This is a genomic window from Priestia taiwanensis (genome assembly GCF_014638355.1).
GTDB classification, from domain to species: Bacteria; Bacillota; Bacilli; order Bacillales; family Bacillaceae_G; genus Priestia_D; species Priestia_D taiwanensis.
This window is the reverse complement of the sequence record NZ_BMFK01000001.1, coordinates 1,276,639-1,301,372: the sequence shown is the minus strand read 5'-3', so window position 1 is coordinate 1,301,372 and position 24,734 is coordinate 1,276,639. Positions and strand designations below refer to the sequence as shown.

24 protein-coding genes and 1 pseudogene are annotated in these 24,734 nt (G+C 35.0%); 16 read left to right on the top strand and 9 right to left on the bottom strand.

The features are described from left to right. Positions 1-4: 4 nt before the first annotated feature. Complete coding sequence (gene mutL / locus IEV41_RS06780; protein WP_188387643.1) at positions 5-1,927, top strand: DNA mismatch repair endonuclease MutL; 1,923 nt, start codon at positions 5-7, stop codon at positions 1,925-1,927. Between the two features lie 81 nt (positions 1,928-2,008). Here mutL and IEV41_RS06775 read toward each other — a convergent pair. Continuing rightward, positions 2,009-2,218 (bottom strand): annotated as a pseudogene (locus tag IEV41_RS06775) (tyrosine-type recombinase/integrase); the annotation flags it as partial. A gap of 31 nt (positions 2,219-2,249) precedes the next feature. On the opposite strand from IEV41_RS06775, the gene IEV41_RS06770 reads away from it, so the two are divergent. Continuing rightward, positions 2,250-2,423, top strand: a complete 174-nt coding sequence (locus IEV41_RS06770; RefSeq protein WP_229722165.1) for a hypothetical protein — start codon at positions 2,250-2,252, stop codon at positions 2,421-2,423. A 99-nt stretch (positions 2,424-2,522) separates the two neighbouring features. Here the strand turns inward: IEV41_RS06770 and IEV41_RS06765 are convergent, their stop codons facing one another. The 3 genes from IEV41_RS06765 to IEV41_RS06755 all read right to left on the bottom strand — a co-directional run bounded on the left by IEV41_RS06765 (position 2,523) and on the right by IEV41_RS06755 (position 4,577). Further along, a complete protein-coding gene (locus IEV41_RS06765) occupies positions 2,523-3,044 on the bottom strand; it encodes a hypothetical protein (protein WP_188387642.1) in 522 nt (173 codons plus the stop codon). 456 nt (positions 3,045-3,500) lie between these two features. Continuing rightward, a complete protein-coding gene (locus tag IEV41_RS06760) occupies positions 3,501-4,130 on the bottom strand; it encodes a LysE family translocator (RefSeq protein WP_188387641.1) in 630 nt (209 codons plus the stop codon). A gap of 285 nt (positions 4,131-4,415) precedes the next feature. Continuing rightward, positions 4,416-4,577, bottom strand: a complete 162-nt coding sequence (locus IEV41_RS06755) for a hypothetical protein (RefSeq protein ID WP_188387640.1) — start codon at positions 4,575-4,577, stop codon at positions 4,416-4,418. A gap of 456 nt (positions 4,578-5,033) precedes the next feature. On the opposite strand from IEV41_RS06755, the gene IEV41_RS06750 reads away from it, so the two are divergent. Next, a complete protein-coding gene (locus tag IEV41_RS06750) occupies positions 5,034-5,210 on the top strand; it encodes a hypothetical protein (protein WP_229722164.1) in 177 nt (58 codons plus the stop codon). A 136-nt stretch (positions 5,211-5,346) separates the two neighbouring features. Here IEV41_RS06750 and IEV41_RS06745 read toward each other — a convergent pair whose 3' ends face one another. Continuing rightward, positions 5,347-5,799, bottom strand: coding sequence for a VOC family protein (locus tag IEV41_RS06745; RefSeq protein WP_188387639.1), 453 nt, complete (start codon positions 5,797-5,799; stop codon positions 5,347-5,349). A 212-nt stretch (positions 5,800-6,011) separates the two neighbouring features. Further along, positions 6,012-7,361, bottom strand: coding sequence for an FAD-binding oxidoreductase (locus tag IEV41_RS06740; protein ID WP_188387638.1), 1,350 nt, complete (start codon positions 7,359-7,361; stop codon positions 6,012-6,014). Positions 7,362-7,931: 570 nt separating this feature from the next. Between IEV41_RS06740 and IEV41_RS06735 the strand changes: the two genes are divergently transcribed. The 3 genes from IEV41_RS06735 to IEV41_RS06725 all read left to right on the top strand — a co-directional run bounded on the left by IEV41_RS06735 (position 7,932) and on the right by IEV41_RS06725 (position 9,867). Further along, complete coding sequence (locus IEV41_RS06735) at positions 7,932-8,249, top strand: ArsR/SmtB family transcription factor (protein WP_188387637.1); 318 nt, start codon at positions 7,932-7,934, stop codon at positions 8,247-8,249. Positions 8,250-8,437: 188 nt separating this feature from the next. Next, entirely contained in the window at positions 8,438-9,337 is a 900-nt protein-coding gene (locus IEV41_RS06730) for a 3-hydroxyacyl-CoA dehydrogenase (RefSeq protein WP_188387636.1), read from the top strand. A gap of 14 nt (positions 9,338-9,351) precedes the next feature. Next, complete coding sequence (locus tag IEV41_RS06725) at positions 9,352-9,867, top strand: hypothetical protein (RefSeq protein ID WP_188387635.1); 516 nt, start codon at positions 9,352-9,354, stop codon at positions 9,865-9,867. A 106-nt stretch (positions 9,868-9,973) separates the two neighbouring features. On the opposite strand, the gene IEV41_RS06720 is transcribed toward IEV41_RS06725, so the two are convergent. Further along, entirely contained in the window at positions 9,974-10,960 is a 987-nt protein-coding gene (locus IEV41_RS06720; protein WP_188387634.1) for an alpha/beta fold hydrolase, read from the bottom strand. A gap of 619 nt (positions 10,961-11,579) precedes the next feature. Between IEV41_RS06720 and IEV41_RS06715 the strand changes: the two genes are divergently transcribed. The 5 genes from IEV41_RS06715 (at position 11,580) to IEV41_RS06695 (ending at position 18,158) form a co-directional block, all read left to right on the top strand. Beyond that, positions 11,580-13,715, top strand: coding sequence for a peptidoglycan D,D-transpeptidase FtsI family protein (locus IEV41_RS06715; RefSeq protein ID WP_188387633.1), 2,136 nt, complete (start codon positions 11,580-11,582; stop codon positions 13,713-13,715). A gap of 214 nt (positions 13,716-13,929) precedes the next feature. Beyond that, positions 13,930-14,265 (top strand): ArsR/SmtB family transcription factor, encoded by a 336-nt coding sequence (locus tag IEV41_RS06710; RefSeq protein WP_188387632.1) that lies wholly within the window; start codon positions 13,930-13,932, stop codon positions 14,263-14,265. A gap of 17 nt (positions 14,266-14,282) precedes the next feature. After that, entirely contained in the window at positions 14,283-15,224 is a 942-nt protein-coding gene (locus IEV41_RS06705) for a cation diffusion facilitator family transporter (protein WP_188387631.1), read from the top strand. Positions 15,225-15,616: 392 nt separating this feature from the next. Further along, on the top strand, positions 15,617-16,768 hold the full coding sequence (locus IEV41_RS06700) for a M4 family metallopeptidase (RefSeq protein WP_229722163.1): 1,152 nt from the start codon (positions 15,617-15,619) through the stop codon (positions 16,766-16,768). 943 nt (positions 16,769-17,711) lie between these two features. After that, positions 17,712-18,158 carry an NUDIX hydrolase gene (locus IEV41_RS06695; RefSeq protein ID WP_188387630.1) on the top strand — a complete coding sequence of 149 codons (447 nt, stop codon included), beginning with the start codon at positions 17,712-17,714 and terminating at the stop codon, positions 18,156-18,158. A 216-nt stretch (positions 18,159-18,374) separates the two neighbouring features. Here the strand turns inward: IEV41_RS06695 and IEV41_RS06690 are convergent, their stop codons facing one another. Beyond that, on the bottom strand, positions 18,375-19,628 hold the full coding sequence (locus tag IEV41_RS06690; protein WP_188387629.1) for an aminopeptidase: 1,254 nt from the start codon (positions 19,626-19,628) through the stop codon (positions 18,375-18,377). Between the two features lie 386 nt (positions 19,629-20,014). Here IEV41_RS06690 and IEV41_RS06685 point away from each other — a divergent pair, with 386 nt between their 5' ends. The 3 genes from IEV41_RS06685 to IEV41_RS06675 all read left to right on the top strand — a co-directional run bounded on the left by IEV41_RS06685 (position 20,015) and on the right by IEV41_RS06675 (position 21,199). Continuing rightward, a complete protein-coding gene (locus IEV41_RS06685) occupies positions 20,015-20,380 on the top strand; it encodes an acetate and sugar kinases/Hsc70/actin family protein (RefSeq protein WP_229722162.1) in 366 nt (121 codons plus the stop codon). An 81-nt stretch (positions 20,381-20,461) separates the two neighbouring features. After that, positions 20,462-20,818 carry a hypothetical protein gene (locus tag IEV41_RS06680; RefSeq protein WP_188387628.1) on the top strand — a complete coding sequence of 119 codons (357 nt, stop codon included), beginning with the start codon at positions 20,462-20,464 and terminating at the stop codon, positions 20,816-20,818. 114 nt (positions 20,819-20,932) lie between these two features. Next, positions 20,933-21,199 (top strand): hypothetical protein, encoded by a 267-nt coding sequence (locus tag IEV41_RS06675; RefSeq protein WP_188387627.1) that lies wholly within the window; start codon positions 20,933-20,935, stop codon positions 21,197-21,199. A gap of 56 nt (positions 21,200-21,255) precedes the next feature. On the opposite strand, the gene IEV41_RS06670 is transcribed toward IEV41_RS06675, so the two are convergent. Further along, on the bottom strand, positions 21,256-21,540 hold the full coding sequence (locus tag IEV41_RS06670; RefSeq protein ID WP_188387626.1) for a hypothetical protein: 285 nt from the start codon (positions 21,538-21,540) through the stop codon (positions 21,256-21,258). Between the two features lie 525 nt (positions 21,541-22,065). Between IEV41_RS06670 and IEV41_RS06665 the strand changes: the two genes are divergently transcribed. Further along, positions 22,066-22,728, top strand: a complete 663-nt coding sequence (locus IEV41_RS06665; RefSeq protein WP_188387625.1) for a GAP family protein — start codon at positions 22,066-22,068, stop codon at positions 22,726-22,728. A gap of 314 nt (positions 22,729-23,042) precedes the next feature. Continuing rightward, positions 23,043-24,476, top strand: a complete 1,434-nt coding sequence (locus tag IEV41_RS06660; RefSeq protein ID WP_188387624.1) for an IS4 family transposase — start codon at positions 23,043-23,045, stop codon at positions 24,474-24,476. Positions 24,477-24,734 lie beyond the last annotated feature (258 nt).

The following is a 24,734-nucleotide window of genomic DNA, read 5'->3' as shown; positions in this document are numbered from 1 at the left end:
TATCATGGGGAAGATTCAAAAGCTAGACGATATATTATCCAATAAGATTGCTGCTGGTGAAGTAGTAGAACGACCGGCATCGGTTGTGAAAGAGCTTGTTGAGAATGCGATTGATGCAAATAGTACAGTCGTTGAAATCGAAATTGAAGAAGGTGGCTTGTCACAAATTTGTATTCTTGATAACGGTGATGGTATTGCGGCTGAAGATGTGTTAGTAGCCTTTGAACGTCACGCGACGAGTAAGATTAAGGACGAGAATGACTTATTCCGTATTCGTACACTCGGGTTCCGCGGAGAGGCACTACCGAGTATCGCGTCTGTTAGTGAGCTAGAGTTGAATACAAGTACAGGTGATGCCCCTGGTACGCATCTTGTTTTAAAAGGCGGTCATGTTATTACACATGAACCAGGGCCAAGTCGTAAAGGTACCGAAATCAAAATAAAACATTTGTTCTTCAATACACCTGCACGCCTTAAATATATGAAGACTGTAAATACAGAGATAGGGAACATAAGCGATATCGTGAATCGTATCGCTTTATCTCACCCAGATGTAAGTATTAAGTTAACGCATAATGGTCGAAAGCTTCTTCATACGAACGGAAATGGTGATGTAAGACAAGTATTAGCGGCAATATACGGAATGGCTGTCGCGAAGAAGTTAAAGAAAGTAAGTGCGGAATCATTAGACTTCACGATGGAAGGATATGTGGCCTTACCGGAAGTAAACCGTGCATCACGAAACTATTTAACGGTTATCGTAAATGGTCGTTATGTGAAGAATTATCCTTTGCACCGTGCCGTCCAGCAAGGTTTTCATACATTACTACCAATCGGACGTTATCCAATTGGCCTGTTGTCCATCGTGATGGATCCAATGTTAGTCGATGTAAACGTACATCCATCGAAGCTAGAAGTACGTTTTAGTAAAGAAGCAGAGCTAAATGCATTAATTGAAGAATGTATTAAAGATGCCCTGCGTCAAGAACGACTCATACCGGAAATGGCTCCGGTGAGACCAAAGAAAAAGGTTGAGACTGTGCAAGAAACATTTATGTTTGAGCACCAGTTAAAGGATGTTCCGTTATCAAAGACAAGCATCTCTCCGAAAATAGAAGAAAAACAAGAAGCGATTACGTATGTACCGGTAGAGAAGGTGAAACAGGAAGTTGTTCATGAACAATCATCTACGCATGGAATCGAATATGACCTTGTTCCACCACCAATAACGGAATATGAACTTCCTGTATATGAAGAAGAATTACCTTTAGCGCCTGTTTTTGTAGAAGAGGAAGTAGAAGAAGAGATTCAGTGGGAGGAAGAGAAGTGTGAAGAAGATACAGAAAAAATTCCACCTCTCTATCCAATTGGTCAAATGCACGGTACGTATATTTTAGCTCAAAATGAAAATGGTCTTTATTTAATCGACCAACACGCAGCACAGGAACGTGTGAAGTACGAATACTTCCGCGAAAAAGTTGGACAAGTAGCAAATGAAGTACAAGAACTACTTGTTCCACATCATATCGAACTATCACTAAATGAATACTTGTTAATTCAGGAAAATATCGAAGAACTTGAAAAAGTAGGAATCTTCTTAGAAGAATTCGGACACCAGAGCTATATTGTCCGTTCACACCCACAATGGTTCCTAAAAGGACAGGAAATTGAGATTATTGATGATATTATTCAACAAGTATTGAAGGCAAAGAAAGTAGATATCAAAAAGCTACGTGAAGAAGCTGCTATTATGATGAGCTGCAAAGCATCAATTAAGGCAAATCATCACTTACGAAACGATGAAATCTTTGCACTACTTGAATCATTACGTCAATCAGAGAGCCCGTTCACATGCCCACATGGTAGACCAATTATGATTCATTATTCAACGTACGAGTTGGAGAAGATGTTTAAACGTGTAATGTAAATAAAGCAGCTCCAAAACCTTGATATAGAAAGGTTTTGGAGCTTTTTTATTGTTAAATGACCACATTTTGACCACGTTGAGTTAATTTGTTTGTTGAAATGCTTTCTCGAATCGCTCGGATGACTCTTTTTGCATATCGAATGTAACGTGAGAATATGTATTCATCGTCATTTCGATAGAGGAGTGGCCAAGTCTCTCTGAAACAATTTTAGGATGTTCTCCTAGAAATAACATAAGCGATGCATGAGTATGGCGTATATCATGGAAGCGAATCTTCTTCACACCAGATTTTTACGAGTTTAATAAGCAAGATTATTATGCGTTGATTTCGGTAAAAGAAGAAGGAATGCCGGAAGAATTAACACAAGAGCAGGCATTATCGACTTATTTAATAAACCTTGCTAAAGCAAAAGAAGATACAAATATTGGATCATTATACGAATACTTTTGTGAATGTGAAAACGGTCTTTTATTAGTTGATGGATGCTTAGTTTAAGATTAATACAAAAGCGTTATTTGGTATGAGAAAGAAACAAGAAATATAAAGAAGATGGCTTTATAAAAAAGAAGGCCATCTTCTAAAAAGTATTACAAGTTATTCAATTAGGCCACTCCAATTATAGAAGCCGATTATTCCTTTGTGTTTTACCTTGTTCCATTGTTCATCGACTAATTCTATCACGGTTACAGTGTAGTCACCAGGTTCCAGGTCATTAAAGTTATAAAACTGGTAGAATTCATCATTTGGCAAAAAAGGTAACTCTACAGAGGTTCGTATTTCTCCTGTTGCTATGTTTTTTAATTCAAGTACGAAATGTAAGGGTTTATCATTTGCGACAACAAATTCTAAACTGGATAACCCTTCTTTTACACTTATTATTTGCGGTAATTGGAAGCTTCCAGAAAATTCATAAGGAGATAAAGCATCCCACGGATATTCTTCCCATGAATATTTATTATTTGTTGCAGATTTACTATCAATGGGGCTATGAATCTTAGATAAATTAAATGTGTTTGGTAATTGGTTTACATCATTGTTTGCAGCATTAACTTGAGTAGTTGATATCCCTAAGGCACTGGTTAATAACACACTAGATAAAAGAATCTTTTTAAACATTAAACTCCATCACCTTTCAAAAAGCTAGATTTAGAATACTTTCTCAATGTATGGAAAACTGGTCTGTACATTTCCTGTTCCGCACACATTGTAATTATTTGTAACTGATGTGCAGAAATAGATGGTTAATCTTTATGAAATCTTTATTTGAGTGGAGGAATAAACGTGAAAAAAGAGCGCTTGGAAAGGCGCTCTGCGATCAAAACGTATATTAAAAAGTGATGTATCCATAGTGTATGTAGGCTTCTTAAATTGGTGTATCTGCCAGAAGAGTATTATTTTGATGAGAATTAAAAATTAAAACAGGAATAATATTCCATACAAGAGTTACAGAATACTAACAGAAGTTTTATAACAAAAAAGATATTTGGGTGATTCATCATGAACCTAACCTTGTAACTAACTGGGAAGAAACTAGGCTAGTCAAAAGTAAAGCCCTCCCTAAGGACGGCTTTACTATCGGCGTTCATAAGCAAGACGCACAGCAAGACCTGCCAAGATGCTCGCCATGAGCCAACGTTGCACTCGCAGCCACGTCGGACGTGTGCCAAACCACTTGGCAATGCTACTCGCTGTAAATACAATTAGGAGGTTGACTATAAAGCTAATAGTTATTTGTGTAAGTCCCAAAACTGCACCTTGCATAAGCATCGATCCCTTCTCAGGATCTTCAAATTGAGGTAGAAGCGACACATACAAAATAGCAATCTTAGGATTCAATAGATTAGTCATGAGTCCCATTAGAAATAACTTTCGTGGTGGTTCAATAGAAACTGTATGAGGTTCGAGAATAGATGTGGCACCAGGTTTAATCGAATTCCAGGCGAGCCAGAGTAAATAAACGACACCTGCCCACTTGATTGCTTCGTAGAGAACAGGAACAGTCATGAAAAGAACTGTAAGTCCCAACATGGTTGCAATTATATAGATAATGAAGCCAAGCATGATACCTAACAGAGAAATGAACCCTGCCATACGTCCCTGTGTAATAGAACGGGAAATGAGATAAATCATGTTAGGACCGGGTGAACAAACTATACTAAGTGAAACAAGCGCAAAAGCTAGCAAAGTATCAAAACTGACCATAAATCTTCCTCCCTTTATCTTACATGAATTTTCTTATTGTTCATTTTATCATGATTAACGAGAGAAGAGGTTAATGTATGCTTACCCATATGAGGTTAACATAACGGACTATTTTCGGTGAGAATCGATGAACTAATAAAGAAGGTCGAGGGCATGAAAGGTGTCGATAGACCGCAAATGAAGTTTATAAAAAGAGAAAGATGAATTTAAACAAAATAATTCTTTGATGGAGGCACGAGGGATATGGAAATCAGCTCTTTTTTTGTTGATTAAAAAAGAATAATATTAACCGACCTTCTTCCGCTTTCTTTTATTAGGTTTCTTTTTTCTTCTTTTTGGCTTATACAATTTCTTGATGTGTTCCCAGATTCTCTTTCCTAAGTCTCCAATGGCTGCACTTCCGATAGCTCCAGCTAATGTTATTAAAATGTAAGATACTTCGTTCATGGATATCCTCCTTTTGTTTTTCTATGTAGTATTATCTGCATCTAGGGAGGTTAATATTCCAATAGACAAGCTTAATAGCTTTTAAATAAAAATTTATGTATAAAGTATGCTTGTTAGGAAAATGATAATAATAGGGATTTATATTGTAGATTTAAATTTTGATTCATATCGTGGTTCTTTTGTATATATTAATAGCTATTTATAGAAAATAATAAAATAGGAATAGGGACTATATAATAAATAATTAGTGATTTATTGTATTCTTCTAGAATAATATGATGTGTCTTTTTGTATAAGCAATCGAGCAAGATAGTTAAATAACAATCATTAATGTTCTATGATATGATAAACCAGGAATGTACGTTTGGTTATTGTTGGAATTTAAGGGGGAGAAATAATTGAGTAAAACAAAATATCGGCAAGTTTGGAACTTAGATAGCCTATTCCTAGGTGGAAGTGAATCATCTCAATTACATCAACATATCAGAAAGTAAGTGGATTAAGATAAATGAGTTAGTGGAATTTGATAATGAAGAATTAAGGGAGCCAAAGGTATTAAAGCAAATAGCAGATAATTTATTAGCAGAGAATATACATTCAATCGATCTTTATAATAAACAATTAGGTGAATAATTCTTATTTTATATCGTATAGCCACTCAAAGCGGTGGGAATGTGTATTATCAATGATTTCCATGATGAGTACCCTAGTCACCGCTATAAAGAAAAGCCCCATCAGTAATTAGATGGGGCTTTTTATAAAATGTCACTTATTTATTACCCAGTTGTTCCGCCAAACCAATTAGGAGTCCTTCGGTTCCACGAATGTAGCAGAGTCGATACGAGTCCTCGTACTGAACCACTTCGCCAACGAGCTGAGCGCCATACTTAGTAAGTCTGGATACCATCTCGTCAAGGTCTTCAACGGTGAACATGACGCGTAGATAACCGAGGGCATTTACAGGAGCAGTCCGGTGATCTGATATAGTAGGTGGGGTGAGAAATTGCGAAAGTTCAAGTCGGCTGTGGCCATCTGGAGTGACCATCATAGCAATCTCTACGCATTGAGAACCCAATCCGGTTACGCGACCAGCCCATTCACCTTCGACAGTAGCTCTCCCTTCGAGTTTCAAGCCAATCTCCTCGAAGAAAGAGATTGCGTCATCAAGAGATTCTACAACGATACCGACATTATCCATTCTTAGTAATTTATTTTTTTTCATAGTTTTATCTCCTTATGTGTAAAAAAATATTATCTGATCACCTTCATAGCTTGGACGTGCTGCACTATAAAAAGAGAGGATATTCGCCTCTATATCGAACGAACAATCCTCGATTCATGATACTCTAATTAATGTATGAAATTCGAACTTTTTTGGTAGGACCCTTTATTATTCTTCATTAAGTTGCAAAATTCAAGGCCAGAAAGGTAATCCTATTTCTCATGAACAGGGGGAATGCTTTGTGGGAAATTGAAAATATCTTTTGGATCGTATTTAGCTTTTATATGAGTTAATCGCTTGAAGTTTTCACCATAATATAAATTTGACCAATCTTTCATTGAAAGATCTGGTGTGTTAACGTAGACACCTTTTGTAAAAGGAATTAATGCATGACGGAAATTTTCTACCCAGCGAATCCCTTGTGCAGCTCCCACAGATTTATCCCATGTAGAAAATAACACCATATTTGCTAGAGCTTTTCTATAAAAATAAGCAGTATCTTGCTCAGATACTTCAGAAACAGTCCCGCCTAAGCCTTGAAAAAATATTGAAACCGTACAGTTGGGTGGGGCTTGACTCACAAAGCGTTGAATTGTAGCAATACCTTCTTCAGGTAATAAAGAATCAATAAAAGGTGCCACGCTTTTAAATGGAAAAGGAGTTGCAGGCTGGTGATTGGATATTAACGTTATAGCTTCTAAGAAAGACAATTCTTTTATGTCTATCTTTATAGGTGATCCAGTTTTAAGCAGTGGTTGTATCAATTCCTTTAGGCCTGCAACTGATCCATGAAAAATTCCATGCATCAACAATGGTGATGTCTTTTCTGAAGATAATAATAATGTAGGAGTAAAACGTTTATCAGAAGTAGGAAGAGTATACTTTTGCCATTCTTGTATAACGGCTTTTAAATCTTGATGATTCCAACTAATTTCCACAAAACCAACAGTTTCAATTTTATGAGTACGAAAGCGGAAAGATGTACAAATACCAAGACTGCCACCACCACCACCACGTAAAGCCCAAAATAAATCAGGATGCTCCTCATTATTAATCTGCAAGACAAAACCGTTAGCATCTACCATTTCTATTTCGACTACATGATCAAGTAGTAGCCCTAATGGTCGACAAAGGATACCTTGCCCACCACCTAGAGCTATTCCTGCGATAGCAGGCTTAGGACAGACTCCATTAGGAACAGCTAATCCTTCTTTTCCTAGAGCTTCAGCTAACTGGAGATTTTTACAACCAGCTCCTACTTTAACAGTTTTTGATGTTGGATCTATTTCTATTTGATTTATCTCACTGACATCAATTACAATACCACCATCTAAAACGGATAAACCTTCATAATTGTGACCTCCTGAGCGTACTCGGATAGGTACGTTATTATGCAATGACCATTTTACTGCATTCACAACATCTTGAGTATTTTGTGCAAAGACAATAACAAAAGGGAATCTACTAAAGAATGTATTAAACGATTGACGTTCTGAATCATATTGCGCGTCACCTGGTGACACAATGCGGCCTGTTAATGTTGGATTTTCATTATCATACATATAGAAACCTCTCTTCGTACAAGAATTTTTAGAAATTAAGCCTTCTTTCACTTAACACAACTCAATTGAAGAAAATTTAAAGCATAGCATCCCTCCAAATAAAGTATAGCTATGAAAATATGCTTGTAAAAAGATTTTCATAGCTATACTTTAACACGATTTTTATATATTTTGAAATATTTTACATTTAATTTAGTTATAAAGGGAATCGAATTACACCATAAGTATTTTCAACTGACGATTCCCTTATCTGCGTTTTGTCGGCTTGGTAGCGATGAAAACTTTCACCTATAAGGGGGATCACTCACATTTTAAATCACCAAGTGAAAAGACAGTCGCAATCATGCTGGGCAATCGCAAATAACATCAACAACTCGTATGCTGACGAAAGAATTGCAGGTATAGTGAGGGGAACTTTGTCTGGCACATATGAACGATTGACCAGTATGGATCAACACAGATAGATAAGCGTTCTGCGATATTAAAATCTAATTAAATAGAATTTTCAGTTTTTGTTATTTGCATGTGCATAGTTTTGCACGTATTATATTTATAAGGGGTGAAGTAAATATGGATAGAGATAAAGAGCTTAATTATTCAAACGAGATTAATGCTATTGATTTTGAGTTTTATAAAACACTATTCGATCCTGTTAGAATTGAAATCATTAGATATTTAGCAGTTTATGGAGAAAGAAATATAACGACAATTGCTGAAAATCTCCCACAGGATAGATCAGTTATTTCAAAGCATTTGGATTTAATGTATAGGTTTGAAATTGTTTCAAAAACAAGAGTAGGCAGAAATATTTACTACGAAGTAAATAGCCAAATGATTTTTAATAAGTTTAAATTAACGACTGATCAATTAGAAAAACTCTTACAGTAGTTGTAAATTTTTTTGACCAAAATGTGCAAAAGTGTGCACTGGTGCACGCTTTTGAATACCATAATAAAAATTAAAGGAGAAGAAGTATAAAAAACGATTGTATCTGATTTGAGAAAAAGTACTAAAAAACCATTTTTAACAGAGTAATTTAATTAAATTCTTTAATAAATATTAAGGGGGATTTTATTATGAACTATAAGAATATTATGGTTGCTGGCTCTGGGGTTTTGGGAAGTCAAATTGCTTTCCAAGTTGCTTTCAAAGGATTTCAGGTTTCGTTATATGACATAAATGCTGAAGCATTAGACAATGGCAAAAAAAGAATTATGAATTTGATGAATCGTTATCAAGAAGACTTAAGTGTAACTGAGGATGAAGTTGATGCTGCTTTTCAGCGTATTTCTTACAATTGTGATTTATCAAAAGCTGTCTCAGAAGTTGATTTGGTAATCGAAGCAGTGCCTGAAGTGGTACATATTAAAAACAACTTTTATAAGGAGTTAGGTAAAGTAGCTCCAGAGGAGACCGTTTTCTTAACAAACTCTTCCCTGCTATTACCTAGTCAATTTGCAGAAGTGACAGGAAGACCAGAAAAGTTTTTAGCTTTGCACTTTGCTAATGAAATTTGGGTTAACAATACCGTAGAAATTATGAAACATCCTAGAACAGATATGAAAGTGTTTGAAGATGTTGTTACATTTGCAAAAGCTATTGGGATGGTCGTGTTTCCTTTATACAAAGAACAACCGGGCTATATATTGAATTCTTTGTTGGATCCTTTTTTAGAAGCTGCTATGAAGCTATGGATAAACGAAGTGGCAGATCCTGAAACAATCGATAAAATGTGGATGAAAGCAACAGGCTCTCCCTTAGGTCCTTTTGCAATTTTAGACATTATAGGTATGACTACAGAATACAATGTTGCACTTTCAAAAGCGTCTGACAGGGGTGATCAACAATTTGAAAAATTAGCAAATATAATAAAAAGAGAGTTCATTGATAAAGGAAAACTTGGAAAAGGGGGCGGGGAAGGATTCTACAAATATCCCAATCCAAATTTTATGAACCCTAATTTTTTAGAGGGTTGATGGGGGATTAGTAGATGAATTTTAATGAGCGATTAATAATAGCGGTGATATCGGTAGCATTAGCGATAGTAGGAACATTATTTACGCAGTATTTATTAAGACGATTTGATAGAAAAAAAGAAATGAAAAAAAATATTAAAGCTTTTAAGGGTACATTAGGAAATTTAATAAGGAAGATAGAATTTCTTATTAAAGTAATTAATACAATCCAGCCTATTAATGGAGAAAAAGAACGGGTTATTAGGAATTTCAAAAAGCAATTTGTGGCATTTGAAATATACTTAGATTCAATTAATAGATTAAATGAATATGAAGAAAATTTTGTGAGTACAAAATATGAGGGTCAGATACAAAAAGCAAATGACATTTTAATGCAAATATATCTTTATATGCACCAAATAGGGGAAAGTGTAGAAGATGAAAATGCAGATAGATGTAACCTTGTTGATAAACACAATTTATACTTGTTCGATGAAGTAACAGCACTTTGTGAAGAGTTGACTAGAATTAAGAATGAATTACCGTATTAGGCTTAGTCCACAGGGGTGCTGTTCTAGTCGGTTTAAAAGCGCCGTTTTTCCTTAGAGTAGAAAAACGGCGCTTTTTATGTCGGAATTTGCTTAGCGTATATTTTCGTTAAAATGTGGGCGGTACCTCTTCTATAAACCCTCTCACATTTTCAGAGATTTCTTTGGATTTCGTATGGTGTAAATAATGTCCAGCATCCAATTTTATAATTTTCCCATGTATAGAGTTTTTTACTTGCTCTTCATGAAGTGGTATCCACTCTTCCATAGCTTCATTATCAGCCTGTAAAAAGAAAATAAGGGGTAGGTTCTTTGGGAATGTTAGATTTTCAGCATTTTTAAAATTTGCATGAATATTTTCCATTTCATTTAGGATAGTGGAATTATACATGTTTTTGAGGGCGATAATTTTTAGTTGCTCTTTTGTTTGATCATCATAAGATGATAATTCGGCATATGGACTACCCTCTAGTTTCATGAGCAATCTGCCTAAACCAGTTTCTTTGAGTAGTTTAAAGGTTCCTATTGGAAATTCCTTATCCATGCCGCTTTGTGTTGGAACGCTGGTATCAATTCCTACAAATGCACTAACTTCGTGTTCATATTTATTCACATATTCTAGGCCATAAATGCCTGCAATGGAGTGACCCATTAAAATATAGCGGTTGATTTTCAGTTCCTGTAAAACCTGGTGAATTTCATTTACAATATTTTCTGTGTTGCGTTCCTTTTCAGTTCCATCACTTAATCCATATCCAAAAGGCTCAATTACGACTACTTTATAGAATGGTGATAGCTCTTCTACAAGCGGCGTAAAATCAAGTGCTGGTGATACTGTTCCAAAACCAGGTAACAGTACGACTGTTTCTTCGCCATCTCCTTGAATGGTAACATTCATATTTTTCCCATCTACAGGGATTAGCTGTCCATATTGTTCTAGTTCTTCTTGTTCCAATTTGGTATAGACAACATTAACTATAAAAACGGTTGCTATGAAAAGTCCAATTGCTATAATTATTCCAATTATTACTTTAAGTAGGATGATTAGTGGTTTACGTTTTCTAGTGCTTACCTTCATGTCTTCTTTAATTTCCATTCGCATCTTCTCCTGTCTTCATTAATTCATACACTTACATTGTATAGATTTATTTCATTTTCATAACAAGTTACTTACTTAATGTTTTTCAGAACTTTTCATGAGCAATCAAAAACAGTTAGTATTGCTACAAAGGACACGATTTGAAGAAGGCTAGAGCTATAACGGTAATGGGATTAGTAAAAATATTAACAATACAAAATAAAATTTCACATACCATATTGATTTTATAAAAAAACAATGTAATTAAAGAATTACTAAGGGGAGTTGTAATCTCATCCACAAATGATAGTGCCATTTCGCTGTCAGTTATCCTCCAAACCAATTTCGTACAAGTAGGAGAACGGTAATAGAAAATGAAGATACTAGCAAGCAAATTAAAAAGTGGGTTAAAGACATATTCTTCAACACCAACTCTCTTAAACTTTTTAAAATAGATACACAGCAATATAGTAGCTTGATGATAAAAAAATAAAAGTTGACTCAATTAAACTACGTATGTAATACTATACTACAAACGTAGTCCGATTACACACGTAGTATAGTATTACGTTTGTAGTTTTACTGCGGATGTAATCATATGAAATAAATTAAAATCGAGATAAATAGAAGGTGTGCGATGCAGAAGATAAAGAGTAAAAATCATATAACCTCACGGCTCAATATATTATTTTTAATTGTATTTCTTTTGTTCTCCGTTCTAATTGTTCAACTTGTAAGTGTGCAAATCGTGAAGAATGAAGAATTTGAGAAAGAGGTAGCCAGACAAGAAAATTCAACAGTAAGCTTATCAGTACCACGTGGAAAAATATATGACCGTAATGGAAAAATTGTTGTCGATAATACGCAGCAACGAGCGATAACGTATACACGTTACAAAAATGTTGGGAACGAAGATATGTTAAAAACAGCGGAAAAATTAGCTGAGTATATAGATGTTAAGACAGATAAGATCCCTCTTCGTGATAAAAAAGATTTTTGGATTATGACACGTGATAAAGAAGGAGATAAATTAGTTTCAAAAGAGGAGATAAAAACGTTTCAAGCGCAAAAGAAAGAAGAAAGTGAAATATATGATATTAAGTTAAGCCGTGTCACAGAAGATAATTTACAAGAGATTCAAGGAGAAGAACTACAAGTAGTAGAGATATTCCGTAGAATGAAAAGTGGCTATAAAATGACGCCACAAATGATTAAAAATGAAGATGTAACAGATCGAGAGTTCGCAATTGTTAGCGAAAAATTAGAAGAATTATCGGGCGTCGATGTAATATCAGATTGGACAAGAAGTTATCCAAATGGTGATACACTTCGTTCTGTGCTAGGTAACGTCTCTAAAGAAGGAGAAGGGTTACCTGATGATCAGTTAGATTACTATTTAGCACTTGGCTACAACCGAAATGATCGTGTTGGCAAGAGTTATATCGAGCGACAATATGAAGATGTGCTCCATGGAAAGAAAGCAAAAGTGAAAACCATACTTGACCAAACTGGTAAAAAGGTTATTGATACAGAGGTTATTTACAAAGGTAAACAAGGAGATAATTTGAATTTAGCGTTCGATGCGGATTTACAAAAAGCAGTAGAAGAAATTATTACAGAGGAGATGGAGAAGTACAAAGGAATGGCAGGTTATGATTTAATGGATCGATCGTTTGTGGTCATGATGGACCCATACACTGGTGAAATCTTATCAATGGCTGGTAAGAAGCTTGTCAAAAAGGAAGACAGATCAACGGAAATACAAGATTATGCATTAGGAGCGATGAATAGTGCATATGAAATGGGATCTGTTGTAAAAGGAGCAACAATCCTTGCGGGTCTACAAACAGGCGCAATTTCAGAAACTGAGACGTTCAATGATGAACCAATATGGTTAAAAGGGAATCCAAAAGAGAAAAAATCATGGACAGGTGGTATTGGAACAGTCAATGCAGAACAGGCACTAGCTGTATCCTCTAACTCCTATATGTTTAAAGCAGTAATTAAAATGCTAGGATTAAATTATTCAAAGGATATGTCTTTACCATTTGAGAATATTAATAATGGTAAGAATATATTTGACACTTTACGCTACTATTTCAATCAATTTGGTCTTGGTGTAACGACCGGAATTGATTTACCGAATGAAACTATAGGGATAAAAGGAAAAGATGATTTACCTGGTCTATCGCTGGATTTCGGAATTGGCCAGTATGATACATATACTGCTCTCCAACTTGCACAGTATATATCCACTATTGCAAATGGCGGATATCGTATGAAACCACAAATTGTTAAGTCCATTACAGAGGCTAATAATAATCCTGAAAGCAATAGTGAACGAATTTTGGAGTCAATTGAACCAGTCGTATTAAATCGTATTGATATGCTACCTGAGCATATTCAGAAAATCCAAAGAGGATTTGAGATGGTAGCAGATTCACCGAGAGGAACGGCTTATAGGGTATTTGGTAAATATAAACCTGAAGAGAAGCCAGCACTAAAAACAGGTACAGCCCAAGCTTTTGTTAATGGTATTGAAACTTATAACTACACGTTAGTAGGATATGCGCCATCTGATAAGCCTGAAATAGCGTTCTCGGTTGTTGTACCTAGCGTTCGGCAAACAAACCAGAGCTCTGGGATGAGTCTAGATGTCGGCAAACGTATCCTTGATAAATACTTTGAATTAAAAAAAGCACGTGGATTAAATGGGAAACTTTCCAATGAAGAAAATGGAAATGAATCTGAAGAGAGTTCATCTAATGAGTGACAAAATAATTAGCAGAAAGTCGTACCACTAGAGAAGAAGCCTATTAACTATTGGTGTTTGTTTTTTATTGCAGAATTAGTGACCAATAAGAGAGATACAGCCGAGATGCATGTATATCGCGACTGTACCTCTTATTGACATTCATCGGATTGTACAATATCATATATATGAACATATGCTCATATATAAAATCAATCATAATGAGGTGGAATAAATGTGTGAAGAGAAGAATCGTGAAGGGAATTTTAATGAAGGAGATCACCATTTGGACGAAGAGACGTTATTTGTCGTTTCGCAAACATTCAAAGCGTTAAGTGATCCAACTAGAATTCGTATTTTGAATTTACTATGTGCAGGAGAACATTCCGTCAACGATATTGCAGAGATATTAGATTTAAGCCAATCAAGCGTCTCTCATCAATTGCGTTTCTTGAAAAATTTAAGATTGGTTAAATTCAGAAGAGCCGGGACAACTTTATATTACTCGAAAGATGATGACCACGTCATGAATTTGCTGAAACAAGCAATTGAACATGCTTCACATCATTAATTTAGGAGGAACTTACAATGGGACATGACCATGCACACGACCATACACATGGTGCAAATAAGAAGACATTAATTATAAGCTTTATTATTATCGCTAGTTATATGGTTATTGAAGCAATTGGAGGATTCATGACCAACAGTTTAGCGTTATTATCTGACGCAGGACATATGTTAAGTGACGCTGTATCACTTGGGATTGCATTAGTAGCGTTTACACTTGGAGAAAAGGCTGCTAACTACGGTAAAACATATGGATACAAACGTTTCGAAATATTGGCAGCTGTTCTTAACGGGGTGACACTCGTATTAATTTCACTTTATATTTTCTATGAAGCAATTCAGCGTTTCCAAAATCCACCCGAAGTTGCTTCAACTGGAATGTTAATCATCGCTTCAATTGGATTATTAGTTAATATTTTTGTTGCATGGATTATGTTACGCGGTGGAGATGTAGAAGAGAACTTAAATATGCGCGGGGCATACTTGCATGTAATTAGCGACATGCTTGGATCAATTGGCGCTATTATAGCTGCACTGCTTATCATATTCTTCGGATGGGGATGGGCAGATCCATTAGCAAGTGTCATTGTCGCAGTACTTGTATTACGTAGTGGCTACTATGTTACAAAATCTGGATTACATGTTCTAATGGAAGGTACACCACAAAATATAGATATGGATAATGTGATTCAAACTATCCAAAACACAAAAGGTATTCAGAGCATTCACGACTTGCACGTTTGGTCGATTACAAGTGGATTAAATGCACTTTCCTGCCATGCAGTTGTAAGTGGCCAAATGTCTATTGCTGAAAGTGAGCAGTTGCTGCGTCAAATCGAACATGACCTTGAACACCAAAATATTCACCATATGACAATTCAGTTGGAAACATCGACACATAAGCATGACAATTCGATTCTGTGTGAGATGAAAGCTGAATCATCTGGACATCATCACTGATGAGAATTACAAATAAATAAAGAGACTCTATTTCAATTTCCAGCAAAAGATATAGCTTTTTTATTGCTTTATATTTAGTTTGATAAACTATTAGAAAAAGCCGATTTCCTGTACGTTAAGGAAATCGGCTTTTTCTTTGTGGAAATTTGCTTAGCGTACGAAATTCGCATTTTGTTGGTGTGACCCTATTATAGGTTAACCCTAATTATCTATCAGTTAGCTAAAAGGCCAGACATGACAAAAAAAGAAATTTAGTAAAATTTTAACATTTCTTTCTTTTTTCTTTAAAAAGATTATATACAATCTGATTATACACTCATTACATATCTTTGGAGGGAGGATTTGCCTGCTGATTAAAATTAGGTATTAGTGAGAAAAAAAGAAGGGATGTGTTGATTTTGTTAAACCGAAAGATATTAACACTGACAGTTACTACAGGAATTATATTATCAGCGTTGGGAGGAACCCCGAAAGCATTAGCAGCTAGTACAACTAGTAAGTGGGAAGAAGTGACTGGCAAATATACAAAAGCAAAAGGAATAGGTCATTTTGGAGATACTAGAATTCTTCATACAACAAAGGCGAATAACCAGTATTATTTACAAGATACAACACGTGGTGTGAAAATAGTAACCTATGACGGACAAAATCGTGATGATATTCGTCCAATCTTATGGCGTGATACAGATAAAAAGTTTTATGATGCCAAAGATGCAATTGCAGTAGATGCACATTATTATGCAGGTGTTGTTTATGACTATTTTAAAGAAAAGCATGGGCGTAATTCCTATGACAATAAGGGAGGAATAATTCGTTCATATGTGCGGATGGGAGATTTTGCTGATGCTCTTTGGGCTGGGAGCGGTATTCTGTACGGGAATGGGAATAGTGATGATGGTATTCAGACAAGAGGTTTTTCAAGTGCGTTAGATTTGGTTGGACATGAATTTACGCACGCTATAATTTCGACTAGTTCTAAGTTAATATACAAAAATGAATCAGGTGCTTTAAATGAAGCAATTGCAGATTTATTTGGTACGCTAATAGAACATGATTCTTACAACAAAAAGCTAACGAAGAAAAAAGCGAATTGGAATTTTGCAGAAGATGTATATGTAGATGGAAAAACGTTTTTACGTTCGATGAATAATCCAGCTTCTGCTCCTTTATCAATAAATAGTGGGTATAGGGAACCTTTGATAGATAGTGAGGGGAAAATACATACTCACTATCCAGATCATTATTCAAAATTGTACAAAGGGACGGAAGATCACGGTGGTGTTCATTTTAACAGTAGTATTATTAATAAAGCATCTTACTTACTTTCCGAAGGAGGAACTCATTACGGTGTGAATGTACAAGGAATCGGAAAAGAAAAAGTAGGGAAAATTTATTATCTTGCAGCTACAGAGATATTCACAGAGAATACTAATTTCAAAGATGCACGCTTAGGATTAGAGAAAGCAGCCAAAAAATTATATGGGGATAATTCTAAAGAAGTAAAGCAAGTGCAAGCTGCTTATAATGCAGTAGGAATCAAATAGTAAATTCAATGTTAAGCTCTCAAACTAGTATTGCGATTGTAAGCATGTTTGTATCGAACAAGGCCGTAAGCTGTTTGTTTGATGTAATAGTCTTCTACTTAATTGCAATGTGGACACTGTTCTATCGATGATTTTATATACACGTTTACGTAACTATTTTTATAAAGATTTACCACATAAAGTGAAATGACAAGCTGGTTTTCCATATATTGAGAAAGTGTTCTAAATCTAACTTTTTGAAAGGTGATGTAATAATAAAAAAGAAATTATTTGCAGCTTTAGCAGTGTTTACATTATCGATGGGCAGCATAAGCGCAAATGTAGAGAAAGGCAATTGCCCTGGTCCTATCTGTACGTATGTAAAAGGCAAATGGGAATGCGAATACAATTTGGAGCGGCTATATTAGTAATATATATTATAAAGAAAGTATCCATTTACTTGGGTGCTTTTTTTATTGGAGATGAAAGAGGGGGGGGATGGGTAAATCGAAAGAGGAACTTAGGTATATGCCATCTTACCCTAACTTAAGAAATCAAGACAATCTAAAAAATGGAAAAGTTAGCTTCTTATTTAAAAAAAGATAAGGATTCCGCATTTTGTCGGCAGGACCCCATTGCCATCAACCTAAGAAAACAAGCCACCCCCAAAATGATAAATAGGCTTTTTCATTACAAGAAATCCTAAAAATTTCGTTCTGGGGGTGTAATAAATATTTAGCTTGATGGCGATGGGGTCCCACCACATGTCCATCAACTTAAGGATATTAACTATCCCCCAGGTGTAAAAATATGAAATGAAAATAAAGTAGTTTAAAACCAAATAAAATCTTTTGGAAGATGATATGAATTTGGATTTTCATACCATCTTCTTTAATTTCTCTGTATAATAAAAGAAAGAATTTTTAGACATCTAAGTAATAAAAAGAGGGCAGGGGAAAATAACATGAGCTATATTATGAATTTACGAAAAAAAGTTGGAGCTGAGCCTCTAATTATGGTTGGAGCCTGTGTATTAATTTTTAATAATGAAAATCAACTTTTGATGCAGTTAAGAAAAGATAATAAATGTTGGGGGCTTGCGGGTGGCTCTATGGAATTAGGGGAAAGCCTTGAAGATGTTGCAAGTAGAGAGATGTTTGAAGAAACAGGATTAAAAGCGAATCAATTAGATTTATTAAGCACCTTTTCAGGCAAGGATTTTTATTACCAATATCCACATGGAGATGAAGTATATAATGTTGTAACAGCTTTTATCTGTCGAGATTATTGTGGCTCATTAAAATTTGAAGAGTCAGAAGCTACAGATATTCAATTTTTTGATTTAACAAAACTTCCTAATAATATAAGTCCTCCAGATCAACTGGTAATTGAAAGGTTTTTAAAATTGTAAAGGGGGCGATTATTTATTCGCCTTCCACAAATTAAACAACTTTAAATAGCCTTAACACACTAGAATGTAGCAAGGCTCTTTAAAGTTGTTTAAAACTGGATTAATCTAACAGACTTTTGTTGCTTAAAAGGATATTGCTTCTCTGAGGAATTTGATTTAAATAGAACTAAGTATAAGCCATCAGAAATCCGTTTCCTCTGTTTAGGTGTAGCCAAATTAGAATTGGAAATCCCCACCCTTCATTAGAAGGACTTCAGTTCCACCTTCTTTAATACCCACTACTTTCATATCTTTGGTACCAAAGGTCACATTGACTAACAGGAGTGAAGTATTAAGGCCTGCTTCCTTCAACTCTTCCTCCGATAGGTTGCTTCCATTTTGAAGGTTGGAAGGAGAGGCGTTTCCGATTCCAATATGGCAGGCTGTATTTTCATCAAACAAGGTGTTGTAAAAGAGAGTATCTGCCTGAGAAAGAGGAGAATTGTTAGAGACCAAGGCGATTTCACCTAGATAATGTGAACCTTCGTCTGTTTCGATGAGACTTTGTAACGCTTCTTTCCCAGTAGCGGCAGAATAGTCAGTAATCCGTCCTTCTTTAAAAGTTAGAAAAAAATCATCAATGATACTTCCCCCAAAGATAAGAGGTTTAGTAGCTACCAATTTGCCGTTCACCTTATTTTTATGGGGAGCAGAAAATATTTCTTCCGTAGGAATGTTCGGAAAGAAAGGTATTCCTGCTTTATCTATGACGCCCCCACCGATATAGAGATGATTTTTAGGTAGGCCAACTAATAAATCTGTTCCACGGCTACTAGTAAAATGCAAGGCCTCAAATTGGCTCTCATTTAGGATTTTTTTCCGAGATTCGAAAGCTTTATTGTGATTTTCCCAATCTTTTATAGGATTTTTCCCATCCGCTCGAGATCCTTGTAAAATTAATTTCCATAATGATTGTACAGCTTCTTCTTTACTTAGGTTGGGAAATACTTTACTTGCCCATACAACGTATGGGACTGCTAGAAGACACCAGCGTACCTCATGGGATCTGATTTTTGCATAATAATCCCTTAATTTAGTACGATAGACCTTTTGAAAACGACTTATCCGTTCTGTGGAAACCTTCTTAAAGACATCTAAGTTTTCAGAAATAATATGGATGTAAGCAGCACCTGCATCGTCCCACTCCCTGAAACGGGCAACCTGCCAATCAGGAAAATGATCGATGGCACTATCTGCTGCATTTAAGTAAAATTCTTTGGTAGACTGTTCATCTGTCCAATCTATAAATACATTTGAAGCTCCCATCTCATAGGCCGCCGTTTGAATTAGACGTGCAAACGTAGCATTTTGTATATCACTATGAATAATCAATAATTGATTTTTTTGCAGATTTACACCAGCTCGTACAGCAAGTTCTGCATACTTTTTTAACTGTTCTTCACTAATAAATTCATATATCCCTTTAATCATTTGATATCTCCCCTGTGATATTCTTATATAAGAATATCACAGAACCCCAACCTACTTAAACTAACTCGTTAGCTGCATAAGAAAAAGCCGTATAGATGACAGCTCTGTTCTTCTGCGATTTTAGGTACATTTATTCACAAACTTGGTTGCCTTTGCTTATATAAATCGTTTCAATTATTACAAGTATGTTGCCCGTTTACAGAACAGCAAACTAACGTAGTTTCACACTATAAAATCTCATTGCTTTTGGAATACCTTGTATTTGGAAAACACCTTTCATTATTCAATGTCTAAATCGATACTCAATATAAAGATTACCTATATGGTGACCCCTATATGCCGTATCTACAAAGAAAGTAACACCTAATAAGGACCTTACGTTAGTAGTGGACTGCGGTCACGGAACACTAGACGTAACGGAACTTAAAGGGAAGACTAGTGTGAAGCGTGCTGGTAACAATGAAGGTGTGAAAGAAGCATACATAGAAATTTACAACATGTTATCAGAAGAATACGGTTCTCTTAAGACACTTACAATCTCTAATGTACCGAATTTATTGCAAAATGAATTAACATTAGGTGGAGCTAACATCTCTATTATAAAAAAGAAGGAAGTGCAAGCGATCTTGAAGAAGCATTTCAATAGCATCTTCACTTTCTTACAAGACAACAAGTTCGACTTACGTGCTTACGATAAAGTGATTTTTACGGGCGGAGTAGTACACTTACAAAGACTTCTTCGAAGCGCGTGAAGACAAGAACTTTGAAGTATTAGAAGATGGCCAAACGGCTAATGTACGTGGATATAATGAGTTTGGAAAGGCAATAGCAAGATGAGTAAGAACAAAATCCAATTGTACTATGATTCTAGCAAAGATATAGAAGTCGCGAACTTGATTGCAAACTTCGAAAAAGAAGGCGCAGGAACTCGTGGTTATACAACGGATAAAGTAAAAGAGTGTTTAAAAGTATACCAGCTCCTAGCAGAGAAATGCGGGACGCAAGCTCCAATGCAATTCTTAATGTATTATGCAAGTGGACTTGGTGCCTCTTCGTTATCTGGAACGGAAGAAACTTCCGCATCCATTGAATCTGATGTCTTGGACAACGCAGAAGAAAGTGAAGTGCCTGAAGAAGTTTCGGAAGATGTTGCTGATCTTATCGGTGACGGTATGGATTTCGGATTATAGTAAATAAAAAAGCGTAGCGAATAGAATCGTTACGCTTTTTTATTTGTCCATTGCAGGACTTCTACATCATTACATTGAAATGTTAGTCGATACATAAAAAGGATGGTGGATGTAATGATTAAGCAACCTGAAATGATGATGATTGCAATATTAATGGAGTTGAAGAAAGAATTAAATAAAACGGACAATGACTATGTTCTTGGTAAGTATGATGGAATTGTACATGTACTTGAAGAAATGGGTTATGATCCACAAGAAGTACATGAAGTGGTAGTTGATAACATCGAAAATGAAAAGGTAGACCCGCAACTAGTAGATAAATTGAGATGCATGAACAAGGAAGAGTACAGAGAAAAGTATCTAAGTAAGAGAGAGCGATAATCGATTGCTCTCGTTTTTGCATATAAAAAAGGACACTAAAATAGCGTCCTAATGAATTATTGCACCGCGTATATCCAACCTGAATAATAACCATAACAAAACCAGTCTCCTGTTAATTGACTTTGAGAACATGCTTGATCAACCTTATTCAAAGTGCCAATATATCCATCGCCATCATTGTAATCAGATAAAGATGGCAGATGATTCGGATCAGCGTTGTAAAATGGCCTCTCATGTCTTTCAACCCACTTTTTAGCCGTCACTTCAGCGCTTACATTAGTAGGAATACCTATAAATAAAATACTTGCCAGGATACCACCTGTTAAAATTTTCCTTAACATTATAACCCCCCCTTTATTAAATTATGAACATATTGATTATATTACAATTAATGTAATAATTTGTAAATATTTATTTGGAATATTATGTATTATTTTGTTGATATGGCTTTTTGTTGTGAATCCTAACATTACATAATCGTTATTCCGATTCCTACTACACTCGTTTTATATACATTGAATATTACTTATAGAAAATAATGAATTAGATATGTACACTTAATGATAAAGAATGGATGATTTTCTACGGTACAGTGTACAAGTTTCATAGTTTCGGCAAAAGTAGTAAGAAATATGTACACGGGGTCACATCACCAAAAGTAAAAAATTGTACGTTTAGACACATTTGTTCAGAAAACCAATATTTTTTATAAATACAATTATAGAAAGTTATATATGTTATTTTTAAGGAAGAAAGTGTTCAAAAACCCATAATAAAAACTATGTTTAGTTATTACAATTACCCCTAAGAATGGGTTAACATATATTGGAGTTGGAACAAAATTATATTAAGGAGGAATATTTCTTTTGGGAACGGATATATTAATTTATTTAGGTGGTTTAGCTCTATTAGATACATTAAGCCCCACAATAATTGGTGTTACACTCTATCTTATTTTATCGGATAATAAAAATTTAATCACAAGATTATCAACATATCTAATTACAGTTATGATATTGTATTTTTCACTAGGTATTATAGGAATTTTAGGTTTAGATTATATTATTGAAGCGTTCTCAAGCGCTTTTCAAAATAAATCAGTTCTTTTTAATATGGGACTAATTTTATTTGTAGTTAGCTTCTTTATCCCTACAAATAAAAAAAATAATATTCTAAAACCTAAAACTCAAGGTATATTTTCAATAATAGTTATTGGCATTGTTACTTTTTTAATTGAAGCAGGTACAGCTTTACCGTATTTTGTTGCTATTGGCATATTATCAACAATTAATCTACCGTTTTATAATAAACTTTTAATTATAGCTGCATATAATTTTATTATGATATTACCAGGTTTATTGATCTTATTAGGATATAAAATATGTGGAAGTCGTATAAATTCAAAATTAATCAAGATTCAAAATAAAATATCAGCTAGTACAAATTCAGTTCTATCTTGGGTAGTATGTATAGCTGGGGTGATATTGATGTTGTACTCTAAAGATGGATCAACTATAACAATCAAATAAGGCTCTTCTTCTGCCTAAAAGCACACTAAGATTTCTAGGGGAAATTAGTAAGCGAGTTACATTTTATGTAACTAATCTAACAAATTAGAGCAGCAACCCTGTGACCAGGCCTTGTACAAGGAAATCGACTTTTTCTTTATGTAACTTTTCTTAGTTTACGAAATTTGTGTTTGGTCGGTGGGTACCCTAAACGTACAATTCTTTACTTTTGGTGATGTGACCCCATCCCCATCAAGCTAAGATTTTTCACTATTCATCAAGTAAATAAAACGTTATCCTTTCTATAGAATTATAAGAAAGGATGGCGTTTTTTTATGAATCTTTCGATTCTTGACGAACTTCGACCGATTGCTGAAGAATTACAACGGCATATGTCTCCTGACGTTCTAGAACATCTAGCTAAAGATAAAGGATTTGTTCAGCGAAAGAGTAAATATCAAGCAAAGGAGTTAGTTGCTTTATGTGTATGGCTGAGCCAGCAGGTTGCAAGTACATCGCTCACAAAATTATGTAGCTATCTTGAAGTAGCTACAGGTGTTCTTATTAGCCCCGAAGGGCTAAATCAACGATTTAATACTTCCGCAGTACAGTTTCTTGAACAAGTTCTAGCCAATCTTCTAACTCAAAGAATTTATTCCACAAAAGAAATAATTCATCAATATTCCACGACCTTTAAGCACATTCGAATTCTAGATTCTACAACATTTCAACTTCCAGATACGTTTTCTTCACATTACCAAGGTTCAGGTGGAAGTAGTCATACGGCAGGAGTCAAAATTCAATTAGAGTATGATCTATTGAGTGGGAAGTTCCTGCACGTTTATGTAGGAGAAGGAAGAGAAAATGATAAAACCTTCGGTTCAACAACCCTACAAACCATTCGATCAAAAGACTTATATATAAGAGATTTAGGCTATTTCGATTTACATGACTTACAGGGTATCCATGATAAAGGGGCTTACTATATCTCACGTTTGAAATTAAATTCCCGAATCTATCGTAAGAATGAGAAGCCAGAGTATTTTCAAAATGGGACTGTGAAGAAAGGAACACTCTATATTCAGTTAGATATGGAAGAACTTATGAATCAACTGTCTCCTGGTCAAACAATGGAAATTTCAGAAGCATACATTGGACAGTATCAAAAATTACCATCTCGTGTTATTATTCATCGATTAACAAAAGAACAAACAGAGAAAAGACTAAAAGAACAAGCTAAAAAAGAAAAGAAGAAAGGTATTATCTACAAAGAACGAAGTAAACGATTAAGTGGGATCAACGTGTATATTACAAATCTTTCTGTAGATAATGTTCCAACAGAACATATCCATGACCTGTATTCATTACGCTGGCAAATAGAAATTTTGTTCAAAACATGGAAATCTTTCTTTCAAATTGATAAGTGCAAAGAAGTCAAAAAAGAACGCTTAGAATGCCATTTATACGGGCAGCTCATTAGCATTTTACTCTGTTCATCAACGATGTTCAAAATGCGTCAGTTACTCTTGAACAAGAGAAAGAAAGAGTTAAGTGAATACAAATCCATCTATATGATAAAAAATTATTATCTACTATTTTATGAAGGAATACAGAAGGGAACCGATGAATTATTAAAAGTTTTGCTGCGTTTGTTTTACCTTTTAGAGAAAAATGGAAGGAAATCTCACCGGTACGAAAAGAAAACCGTCTTTGATATCTTAGGTGTTGTGTACGATTATACGAGGTCAAAAAATCACAAGGTTGCATAATGTTTTTTTGCACCTAATTAATAGGTTTATTTGTTATGCACACCTTTAATAGAGTCATAGAAATTTCAAAGAAACACACTCACATATACACTCTTGGCACTCTTAGCTTGATGGCGATGCGGCAGGACCCCAAGTATAATATAATGCCCTTTTTTACATTGCGGTCGATGAAAACAACCTTAACGTATCACAAACCCCTAGGTACCATCTTTAATATAATAAAACACGCGTGTGTTATTATTATATTAAAGATGGTTG